Source organism: Nostoc sp. JL34 (genome assembly GCF_017114945.1).
Taxonomy (GTDB): Bacteria; Cyanobacteriota; Cyanobacteriia; order Cyanobacteriales; family Nostocaceae; genus Nostoc.
Window position 1 is genome coordinate 1 of the sequence record NZ_JABXKQ010000050.1, and the last position, 10540, is coordinate 10540.

The following is a 10540-nucleotide window of genomic DNA, read 5'->3' on the forward strand; positions in this document are numbered from 1 at the left end:
TTCTACTACTTAACTTTTCGTTACATAGCTGTAAATTTTTCCGCCCACCTACTTAGTTGATCTGAAAAATACTCCACCACTGAAGAAAACTAGTACTATGCCAATCCCTAACAAAATCCATCCAAAATTACTAGCTTCTCTCCGAAAAAATACCAATGTAAATGCACCTGCCATAATCGCTAATACGGCAACAGTAGCGGGTAATCTGTTAGAAAAAGGTATATAGTAACCACTAACAAATATAATGTTTTGACCAAAAAAGTATAAGCCTGTAAAAAGTAGGATTAAACCTATAAGTCTGATTAATAGTCTACCCATAATATTTTTACATTTTTAATGGCTGAAGCCAATTTTAATCCGATTATACTGGAGGTTTTAAAATTCTCCTAAATCTTACGTAAAATTAATTTATTTTAACTTCCGTGAATATACTGAATGGAAGTCTAGGCTGTCTGAAGATGTCAGTACAAGTAATGTTAATTACATAAAGTAGTCCTTGCCAGCATTTTATCAAGGTGCTTTAATAGCGATGTCTGACGACAAGAAGCAGAGCTTCTACGCATTCTGCAAAACAGTTCTACTTACAGAATATGTACAAGACATGTAGCGACTCGACATCGCTGCTGGTGTTGATAAAATTACAGACTGAAAACATTAAACTCAAAGATATGACAAGCTAGTAGCATATCCTTGATACTAAATTCTCCCAAAAGCTGAATAGGAGCATACATGGAGCCAATTATTGCTATAGTTTTAGCCCTTATAGGTTATGCATTAGGTTCTGCAAAACTGATTAATCAAGGAAATGAAGCCCTAGTCGAACGCCTGGGGCGGTATCATCGGAAACTTAAGCCGGGGCTGAATTTTATTGTTCCCTTGGTAGATCAGGTTGTGATGGAAGATACTACACGAGAGCAGTTTTTAGACATCAAGCCTCAGAATGTGATCACCCAAGATAATATTTACGTGGAAGTAGATGCTATTGTATACTGGCGCATTAGAGATATTGAGAAAAGCTTTTACGCTATTGAGGATCTCCAAGGGGCACTGACACAGTTGACCACAACCACACTCCGGGAAATTATTGCTCAGAATACCCTAGAGCAGACCAACGTCTCCAGAGCAGAGATGGATTCAGCTATCTTAGACCAGTTAAATAATATAACGGCAGATTGGGGAGTTGATATTCTCCGGTTAGATATTCAGAGAATTACTCTACCTGAGAGTGTCCGAAAGTCTAGGGAAGAGGAGCAAGCCGCTGTAATCAAAAAACGGGCGCTGATTACCGAAGCAGAAGGGGAAAAGGAAGCTGCCATTAAGAAAGCAGAAGGAACTATGGCTTCAGTGCAAATTATTTCTCAAGCTCTCCGTTCTAACCCTGACAGTAGGGACATTCTACGGTATCTTGTAGCTCAAGATTACGTAGATGCCAGTCAAAAGCTTGGTGAGAGTAATAATGCCAAAATTGTCTTTGTAGACCCAGCTAACTCAACTGAAATGTTTCAGGAGTTGATAGCTGAGTCAGTAAATCAAGAAGGTAATGGCAAAAAAACTGAAGAACGGTAGTAATACCTAATAATTAGGCTGTGCGGCTTGTCTCAATAGGGCATCGGCGACTAATGAAACATCGCGCATTTCTTGAACATCGTGAACTCGGAGGATATCAGCGCCATTAAAAATAGCAGCACAACAAGCTGCTGCCGTTCCCCAAACTCGTGCTTTGGGATCTGGTTGATTTAAAATGCGACCAATAAAACTTTTACGAGATGCTCCTACCAAGATAGGACAGTTGAGTGTTGTTAGGGATCGCAAGCCGCGAAAAATTTCTAAATTTTGCTCATAGTTCTTAGCAAAACCAATACCAGGATCAATAATAATTTTATCCAGGTCAATGCCCGCAGTAGTTGCTGCCTCAATTTGCCGAGCCAAAAAACTATAAATTTCTCCGAGCAAATCTTGATAATCAGTCTGTTGTTGCATTGTCTGTGGTGTTCCCCGGATGTGCATTAAAATCATCGGCACACCTAACTCTGCAACTGTTGGCAACATTTCTGAGTCAAAAGTGCCGCCAGAAATATCATTAATAATATCTGCTCCAACTTCTACAGAAGCCTTGGCTACAGTAGCGCGGGTTGTATCTACAGAAATTGGGACTGAAATCTCTGGTCTTAGCACTTGTAATACCGATAGTACCCGATCAAGTTCCTCTACCAGAGTTATTTGCTGTGCCCCTGGTCGAGTTGATTGACCGCCCACATCAATGATGTCAGCACCAGCAGCCACTAGTGCTTGCGCCTGTACTAAAGCAGCAGAAGAAGTGTTAAACTCACCCCCATCACTAAAGCTATCAGGCGTTATATTCAAAATGCCCATCAAATAAGTCCGCTGTCCCCAATCGAAACAGCGTCCTCGAATTATCAAGTTGCTTGGCATAAATCTACATTAGGCATTCCCATGCTCTGCATGGGAACGAGAAAAAAGCACATCACACTGACTGAAAATTCACAATCCGAGCGAAACTCTCAGGTTCTAGACTTGCTCCTCCTACAAGGACACCATCAATTTCTGGTTGAGCCATAATCTCATCAATATTATTCGGCTTCACTGAACCGCCATATTGAATTGATACATTCGGATTAGTCAACTGGCTACGAATTAAGCCAATTATCCGATTCGCCTCCGTTACTTCACAAGTCTCACCAGTACCAATCGCCCAAATCGGTTCGTAGGCAATCACCAAATTATTTTGATCGATATCTACCAAGGCTTTGTCGAGTTGGAGAGCAATCAGTGATTCAGCTTCTCCCGCATCTCGTTGTTGTTTGGTTTCGCCAACACAGAGAATTGGAGTCAAACCAAACCTTTGAGCAGTTCGGAGGCGCAAATTAACGGTGGCATCCGTTTCATTAAAGTATTGCCGTCGTTCGCTATGACCGACAATCACAAAGCGCACACCACTTTCTGTCAGCATCGGGCCAGAAATCTCACCCGTATAGGCTCCATATTCTTCCCAATGAATATTTTGTGCCCCCAGCTGGATGAGGCTACCGTGCAAGGTCTTGGACAAAACACTTAAATCAGTGAAAGGAGGACATAATATCACTTCTCGCCCTTGGGGGGTTTCCTCTAAGTGGGGCAGAAATCCTTGTAAAAACTCCTGGGTTTCTGCCTGGGTTTTGAACATTTTCCAGTTGCCGGCAATAACGATTTTCCGCACAGGTAATTTAGTCAAGATCCTAACGCGTTATATTTAGATGCATTTTTCAGTTTATGACTTTTTGTTAGTCATTAGTCTACGAGTTGGGCATTGGGCATGGGGCATTGAGCATTGAAAAGAGGCAGAGGGGCGTGGTGCGGGGGCAGAGGGGAAAACTTCTCCCTTGCCCTTGCTCCCTGCTCCCTTGCTTCCCCTGCTCTCTCTCATCTCGCCAAACCCTTGCTAAAAATAACTAGGATGGTAGAGGAGGTGTATCTAAAATCTAAAATCTAAAATCTAAAATCTAAAATCTAAAATCTAAAATCTAAAATGACTTCGACCTTGCCTATGCCTGAACCTCATCAAAGCGATTCCGCTAACACTGATCCAAATTCTCTCAGTTGGGAGGAAGAACTGGATAGTGCTATTTTCAGTTTTGAAGATATTCAAACAGAACTTAACTATAAACAAGCACAAACGGCGCTGCGAAATTTGGTAGCCAATCTTGACCTCACTCCCCAAGAAAAAACCGGGTTAGAGACGGAAATTGCTGATTTGGAAACCATGCTGGGAAAGTTAGACCGGATGGTGGTGCAGATTGCGACTTTTGGCATGGTGGGACGTGGGAAGTCTTCTCTACTCAATTCTTTGGTTGGGCAAGCAGTATTTGAAACTGGGCCTTTGCACGGTGTCACCCGTACTGCACAGACAGTTAATTGGAGTATTAGCGAGGAGATGATTGGGGAAACTGAACGTGCTTTGCGTGTCACTCTCCCTGGTGTAGGTCAATCGCAGGTGGAATTAATTGATACTCCTGGCTTAGATGAAGTAGATGGTGCAACCCGCGCCGCCTTAGCTGAACAGATTGCTAAACAAGCAGATTTAATTCTGTTTGTGATATCTGGCGATATGACAAAACTGGAATACACCGCCCTTTCTCAGTTGCGGGAAGCAGGTAAACCGATCATTCTGGTGTTTAACAAAGTAGACCAATATCCCGAAGCAGACCGGATGGCAATTTATCACAAAATTCGGGATGAAAGGGTGCGGGAATTACTCACACCTTTGGAAATTGTTATGGCTGCGGCATCGCCATTGGTGAAGACGGCGATTCGTCGTTCTGATGGTACGAGGGGCATACAGTTGCGTACAGGGAATGCCCAAGTCGAGGAACTGAAGCTGAAAATATTGGAGATTCTGCATCGTGAAGGCAAAGCCTTGGTTGCTCTAAATACCATGCTTTATGCCGATATCGTCAATGAGCAGTTGATAGAACGAAAACTGATGATTCGGGAACAGAATGCCAATCAGTTGATTTGGAAGGCTGTAATGACTAAAGCATTAGCGATCGCACTTAATCCCCTAACTGTGGTAGATATTCTAAGTAGTGTGGTCATTGATATTGCTCTGATTTTGGGTTTATCTAAACTCTATGGCTTCTCTATGACCGAAGCCGGAGCTGTACAATTGCTACAAAAAATCGCCCTGAGTATGGGTGGCATCGGTGCTAGTGAATTGTTAGCAAATTTAGGCTTGAGTGGATTAAAAACTTTACTTGGGATCTCTGCAACAGCTACGGGTGGCATTGCGCTAGGCCCTTATATATCGGTGGCAATCACCCAAGGGGGAGTAGCTGGTGTTTCTTCTTACGGTATTGGACAAGTTACCAAAGTTTATTTAGCCAATGGTGCAACTTGGGGGCCTGATGGGCCGAAAGCAGTGATTAATCGGATTTTGGCAAACCTGGATGAGACTTCAATTCTCAACCGGATTAAAGATGAATTACTCCACAAAGTAAAACTCAAAAAGTAATACCTAGAAGTGGAGTTATAGCAGTGGACAAAGCTGTTAGGACAAGTCGGCGGTAGACAGCTTCAACAAGTATCTATTCTGATCCGAATTATTTTAGCTGCTTGTATTTTGTTCAAGCCAAGCAACTAAATCAGATACATTTGAAAAATCTAAAAACTCTTCTCCCAATTGTTCCAATTGTTCAGTAGATAATACTCGGATTTTATCAACTATTGATGAATCTATTTCTCCAAATCGCCGATTAAACTGACGAGTTAAGAAGCGAAAAGCTTCTTTTTGTTCTCCTCTTTGTTCTCCCCTTTGTTCTCCTTTCTGCAAAATATCCTGATAAATCACTGATTCTTGCATAAACTCCTCCCGCAATAATTGATGAATAAAATCTTTCTCAAACTTCAATCCTGCTAAAATCTCCGTGTAAGCAGCAGTATTTTGTCTGGTCTCGATATCTGGAATTTTAGCAATTTCTTCGGCAACTTGCGATAATAGCCCTTGGGCTGAGTCTGTTCGCGTTAACGGTGCTAAAGGTAATAACGCCAGATTGCCAAGAAATAGTGCCGAATCTTGTTCCCACATTCGGATAACTCGATAACGGTGGGTTGTGACTTCGCTGATATATTCTTCAGTAAAAGCGATTTCGTCACTTGTCACTTGCAAGAAAATAACTACCTGTGTAACAGGAATTTGATATTTTCGTGTTAATCGGACATAGTAATCTAGCATCCGCAGAGAAATTGGTTTTTGGGATTGGATTGTGGTTTAAAATTCCAGGTGTAAAATCCGATTTTCTGTTTGCAGAAATGTCACTGAATCAGCACGTATAGGTTCGATGCTCAATTCCGTTTTTAAGATTTCAATCGTTTGCGGTTCTTGATTTAATAACCAACGAGTAAAATCACGGGGATATTTTTCTGCGAGTATTTTACAAAGGTTGTCATATTCTGCCATCTATATAGATTGCACCTGATTTTAGTGATTATTTGGGAATTTACAATAAATAAATTATCCAATATTGTCTGCTATTCGTTCTTTTTGTAGCTGACCAACTTGAAATCTGCTGTATCTCTTGTTCCTGAAAGTGATCGCTGATTATTCCCATTGAACTTTAAAACTCGGAACTTGAGCTTTAGAAGTTGAAACGTCAAATTCTACACTCAAACTCCGAGTTTCTAAGCTCTAAATTTCAACCTGTTAAGCAAAATTGCTGATAGACTTTCTGCACTATTGATGCTTATATCTGCACTTTTCCAGATTTACAGATGAAATTGCGCCTTCATGAATTTTTAGTTTCTACCTTTGAAAGAGTTTAGCCATTCTTGAACTTGCTCTCGTGCAATATCGCGCCCTCCAAGACCAAAGGCTAGTGCAATAGCAACTGCGATCGCACCTAGTAAAAGTCCAAAGGCTAAATTTACAATATCACTGGCAACTCCAATCTGTTGCAGTGCCATTGCAGAGACTAAGGCGATAATTGCAATCCGCGCCACTTGTCCCAAAATCTCTGCCTGACGCTCACCGGAACTGGTAATGATGTTAAAAGCCAGATTTGCCAGAAATAAGCCAATGGCAAATATTACCAATCCTGCCAAAATCCGCCCGAATATGATCACAATACCAGACACTAATGCTGTCAGGGCTGGAATATTCAAGATATTCACCGCCGCCACGGTGGCAAACAGCATGATACCCACTAAGGCAACAATGCCTACAATTTCCGATGGCGTGCGAGTTGGAATCGGGGGGGTTGTTGATTCTGTTGAAATTGCGATTCGTCTGCTGGGTGTTGTCAGACCCAAAATAGTGAAAATGTTATTAAACCCTAAATTGGTGAGGATACTTGTAACCAAATCCGCGATAAACCGCCCAATGAAATAGGCAACAATCAAAATTGCCACGGCTGTAAAGATGGCAGGTAGAGCGTTGAGAACCTGTTGCAGCATGGCGATCGCAGGTATTGATATCGCATCAATTCGCAAAGCATTAAGCGCTGCGATCGCCACAGGAATCAAAATCAAAACATAGACAATTGTGCCGATAATACTCGATAGAGGTTGCACCCCCGCACTGGCAGATAATCCCAAGCGACTACCTAAATGGTCGATCCCAGTTGTCGCCAACAAGTTTGTCACAATCCGCCGTACTACATTAGCGATGAACCAGCCAACTACAGCAATTAAGATCGCCGCTAAAATGTTCGGCAGAATTAGCAGAACTTCTGTAATTAGAGCTTGTACTGGTTGTAGAGCCTCCCTGAGTCCGAGAGTATCCAAAACTGGGGCGAGAAACAGTAAAAATATAAACCAATAGAGAGCATTGCCAATCGTCTCACTCAGAGACAGCTGATTGAGACTGGGTGTGCTGTCTGCTGGTTCTGGATTCAAAGGCTCATCCAAATTCAATGCCTGTAATGAACGCACAGTGATAATCTTCACAATGGTCGCCAAAAACCAGGCGGTTCCTAAAAGGATTCCCGCACCAACTACCTTTGGCAAAAAACCAATAAGTTGATTGAGAAAACTATTCAGGGGTCGAGAGGCTACCTCCAAATCTAATGTCTGTAAAACAGCTACTGCCGTCAACAGGATAATGCTCCAAAAGACTAAGCTGGAGATAAATTTCTCCACTTGGGGAACATCTTGACGACCCGTTACCCCTGCGGCAATGCGGTTATCTATGTTTGTGCGCTTGAGGATTCCTCGTGTCAGCGCCGCTACACCGAAGGCAATTAGCAAACCTACACATAAAATTGCCACTGCCCCCAGTAGACGGGGTGTAAACAGAATCAACTGTTGAACAATACCTTGCACATCAGCAATTCCTTGATTCACTACTGGTTGCACCTGTTGCAGGCTGGGCGATTGTGCCAAAAATTGCTGCACCCTCGTAGACAAAGCAACTCCTATCACCTGGGTTATTCCTTGCCAAGTTGTGTTCATAGTTTTCGGGAATTAAGCTTAAGTATTCGCCGCAAACACTGAGTCAGTGTTTTGCCTATCAATTTACCAGTAAAAACATACATATATTTATTGATATCAAGACTAATTTTTGACTTTGTTACTCATATTAGATTTAATCTACTGACATGGGGCATTGGATTTTGCGTTACTCTAATTGCAGCAACAGCACCAAAGATGTGGAATGTCCCAAGTTTTGGAACAATCGATTCAAATTAATGCTACGGCTACGGTGGTAGAGCGCTGTATTAGCGATTTAGCTCTCATGCACCGCTGGCTCAATCCCGTCCTCCGTTGCGAACCTGTAGGCAAAGCCTGGAGCACCGATGTCGGCAGTCAAAGTCGTTTTATAATTCAAATTCCTCTGCTAAAACCCACCTTGAATAGCGTAGTTGTGGAACGACAACCAGGTTTGGTAGTCTGGGAATTTCAGGGATTTTTTCAAGGGCGCGATCGCTGGGAATGTCAACCCACAGCAAAGGGAACGCTTCTATTGAACCGTTTTGAGTACGATATCCCTAACCCTTTAGTTAATTGGGGTTTCAACACCTTTGCCGCATCTTGGACAAAAGAAGATATGCAAGCCCAACTGCGCCGCCTCAAACGAGTCGCAGAAGAACAACAAAATTAGTCATTTAACTGTGATAAATAACTTAGTTAATGTACAACAAACAGTTAAAAATGGGTGACGAGGGATTTGAACCCGCAACCAATAGATTAAGAGTCTACTGCTCTACCGTTGAGCTAGTCACCCACACAAATAACAATAGTAGCACAACATCTGACATTTAGCCAGTGCCGCCCCAAAAAACCAGTTAAAAGGGGAATCTGACGGTGAAAGTGGTTTGACCTGCTGCACTATTTACATGAATTGAGCCGCCTAAATGTCTGACCATTTTCTGCACTAATGCCAATTCCAATCGGGTATCTCTCAAATATCTCTCAATCAGATTACTATACACCTTAAGCGGCCGCCTCAGCATAAGGATAAGTTAAGTCAAGACAACTATATTAAGAAATGTAAAGTAACAGCTTTAATATATTTAGTAAATATTGACACTAAGGTTTTCACTGAGTAGGCTTGATACAGCCTGTGAAGCTGGTCAGAAGCTTCAGCTTGCAAGCAATAACTCTTGGGTTGATTGTGATTAAGTTCACGCCTCTTGTGTTATTGCCAATAAAGCTGATGTGTTGTGGTATCTCAGGAAACCACAGCAACAGTTTGATTAATTACATTCAATCAAATTATTAATAAAGGATAGTAGCTAATGAGTAATTTTGACTTGTTTACAAGAAGTGTTGTTCAAGATATGACTCAAACTGAGTATGAATATATTAGTAGTACAATAGAAGAAAAACTAGACTTAAATGGTTTTTTAATTCAGAGAATATATTTCTATCAAAAAAGTAGTTTATATAAGGAAGCGCTCAATAATTTTTGTCGCGGAGGTGAGGGTTCTGATATTTCTGCAACTCAATTTAATCAACTAGCACTACACTTTCGTAGTGAGAGATGGAAAATATTTTATGAGTTTGGTTTGTGGTGTGTAAATACTTATAAGGATAACCCCCATTACTTTCATGAAGAAGCAGGAGTTGAGTTTGTTTGTAAAGCAATTGGTTGTTTAACGGCAAATGATTCTCCTATTAAACTTACTGCTCAAGAAAAAAACTATGCTACATTTAGATTAATACTTAATGTATACAATATGAGTCCTAAAATGGCTGATTATACAGTAGCAAGATTTTTACGTATGATGGAAGAAATAAATAAATTAAACTCACTAAGCAACCCTATCCATTAAATAATCTACACCCTCCTCTTCATCGTAGTAAGTATTATTACTCTCTCTTCTCTTCCAGGCATAAGCAGCTAAAGCTAAACTCATAACAGTATCTGTGGCTAGACCCTTGTCATCTAACTTATAAAATCTCATTTCAGTTTTAAGTTGCTTTAGACGATCCTGCTCATCATAAGGAATTACAAGTTTACCCTTTTCTACAATCCCTGCTAGGTTAGAAAGCATAAAAGTTTTATGGTTATGCTTATTATTCTTAGCAGGTTTTTTAGTAGAGTTGATAGGTGTGCAGCGTAAGACTTCTTCAGGCTCAAGTTCCTTCTCTATAGCTTCTTTCAGGTACTGACCTGCTAGTGCAGTCGCATCATAGTACAGGTCTCCTGAGAATTGATTTAATCTTCTTCTAATTCTCTCAATGGTTCCATTTTGGTCAAAGAGTGGAGTTTTACTAATCCTTTCAAAAGCTACTACCCTTAATTCTCTATCAATATATTGAAGTGTAGTGAGTACAGTTGAGTCACCATTAGTATCTCCAGCTACATCTACTCCAGTAAAAAATAAAGAGTTTGGACCACCTTTAGGTAAATAAGGATAATCAGGGTGAGTACCATGCTCAGGTAAACAGAAGCCTGTAATAGGGTCATCATAAGGGAAGAAGCAAGTATGCCTCTCTCCTTTTTCAATGGCTATATCTAAATAATTACCAGCAAAGAATGTAGAACCATAGCGCTCTTTTATGTCTCTGGTGAGAGAAAAATGCTCTGATTTGCTGAGATTTTTGA

General features: G+C 41.1%; 9 protein-coding genes, 1 tRNA gene and 1 pseudogene. 5 read left to right on the forward strand and 6 right to left on the reverse strand.

Annotated features, from left to right (window positions below):
- The first annotated feature begins 97 nt into the window (after positions 1-97).
- On the forward strand, positions 98-226 hold the full coding sequence (locus tag HWQ44_RS33530) for a hypothetical protein (protein WP_334726836.1): 129 nt from the start codon (positions 98-100) through the stop codon (positions 224-226).
- Between the two features lie 503 nt (positions 227-729).
- On the forward strand, positions 730-1566 hold the full coding sequence (locus HWQ44_RS10430; RefSeq protein WP_292718223.1) for an SPFH domain-containing protein: 837 nt from the start codon (positions 730-732) through the stop codon (positions 1564-1566).
- A 6-nt stretch (positions 1567-1572) separates the two neighbouring features.
- Here the strand turns inward: HWQ44_RS10430 and folP are convergent, their stop codons facing one another.
- Entirely contained in the window at positions 1573-2433 is an 861-nt protein-coding gene (gene folP, locus HWQ44_RS10435; protein ID WP_292718225.1) for a dihydropteroate synthase, read from the reverse strand.
- A gap of 52 nt (positions 2434-2485) precedes the next feature.
- On the reverse strand, positions 2486-3217 hold the full coding sequence (tpiA, locus tag HWQ44_RS10440) for a triose-phosphate isomerase (protein WP_292718237.1): 732 nt from the start codon (positions 3215-3217) through the stop codon (positions 2486-2488).
- Positions 3218-3526: 309 nt separating this feature from the next.
- On the opposite strand from tpiA, the gene HWQ44_RS10445 reads away from it, so the two are divergent.
- The gene (locus tag HWQ44_RS10445) at positions 3527-5008 is read left to right on the forward strand and encodes a GTP-binding protein (RefSeq protein ID WP_292718227.1); all 1482 of its coding nucleotides are present in this window, start codon (positions 3527-3529) and stop codon (positions 5006-5008) included.
- 93 nt (positions 5009-5101) lie between these two features.
- Here the strand turns inward: HWQ44_RS10445 and HWQ44_RS10450 are convergent.
- Both HWQ44_RS10450 and HWQ44_RS10455 read right to left on the reverse strand, forming a co-directional pair.
- Positions 5102-5953, reverse strand: a pseudogene (locus tag HWQ44_RS10450) (Rpn family recombination-promoting nuclease/putative transposase).
- A 335-nt stretch (positions 5954-6288) separates the two neighbouring features.
- A complete protein-coding gene (locus HWQ44_RS10455; protein WP_292718229.1) occupies positions 6289-7941 on the reverse strand; it encodes a mechanosensitive ion channel in 1653 nt (550 codons plus the stop codon).
- Between the two features lie 202 nt (positions 7942-8143).
- Between HWQ44_RS10455 and HWQ44_RS10460 the strand changes: the two genes are divergently transcribed.
- Positions 8144-8590: an SRPBCC family protein gene (locus HWQ44_RS10460; RefSeq protein WP_292718231.1), complete on the forward strand. Its 447-nt coding sequence runs from the start codon at positions 8144-8146 to the stop codon at positions 8588-8590.
- Between the two features lie 51 nt (positions 8591-8641).
- On the opposite strand, the gene HWQ44_RS10465 is transcribed toward HWQ44_RS10460, so the two are convergent.
- Positions 8642-8713, reverse strand: a tRNA-Lys gene (locus HWQ44_RS10465).
- 514 nt (positions 8714-9227) lie between these two features.
- Between HWQ44_RS10465 and HWQ44_RS10470 the strand changes: the two genes are divergently transcribed.
- The gene (locus tag HWQ44_RS10470) at positions 9228-9764 is read left to right on the forward strand and encodes a hypothetical protein (RefSeq protein WP_292718233.1); all 537 of its coding nucleotides are present in this window, start codon (positions 9228-9230) and stop codon (positions 9762-9764) included.
- On the opposite strand, the gene HWQ44_RS10475 is transcribed toward HWQ44_RS10470, so the two are convergent.
- Positions 9744-10540 (reverse strand): hypothetical protein (locus tag HWQ44_RS10475; RefSeq protein ID WP_292718235.1); only part of this gene is annotated, 797 nt, incomplete at its 5' end. The two genes, HWQ44_RS10470 and HWQ44_RS10475, sit on opposite strands and share 21 nt — an antisense overlap.

Bases quoted from the DNA above. Each gene is read 5' to 3' on its own strand.
- HWQ44_RS33530 (WP_334726836.1), top strand. From the start codon at position 98: ATGCCAATCCCTAACAAAATCCATCCAAAATTACTAGCTTCTCTCCGA.
- HWQ44_RS10470 (WP_292718233.1), top strand. From the start codon at position 9,228: ATGAGTAATTTTGACTTGTTTACAAGAAGTGTTGTTCAAGATATGACT.
- folP (WP_292718225.1), bottom strand. From the start codon at position 2,433: ATGCCAAGCAACTTGATAATTCGAGGACGCTGTTTCGATTGGGGACAG.
- HWQ44_RS10460 (WP_292718231.1), top strand. From the start codon at position 8,144: ATGTCCCAAGTTTTGGAACAATCGATTCAAATTAATGCTACGGCTACG.
- HWQ44_RS10455 (WP_292718229.1), bottom strand. From the start codon at position 7,941: ATGAACACAACTTGGCAAGGAATAACCCAGGTGATAGGAGTTGCTTTG.
- HWQ44_RS10430 (WP_292718223.1), top strand. From the start codon at position 730: ATGGAGCCAATTATTGCTATAGTTTTAGCCCTTATAGGTTATGCATTA.
- HWQ44_RS10445 (WP_292718227.1), top strand. From the start codon at position 3,527: ATGACTTCGACCTTGCCTATGCCTGAACCTCATCAAAGCGATTCCGCT.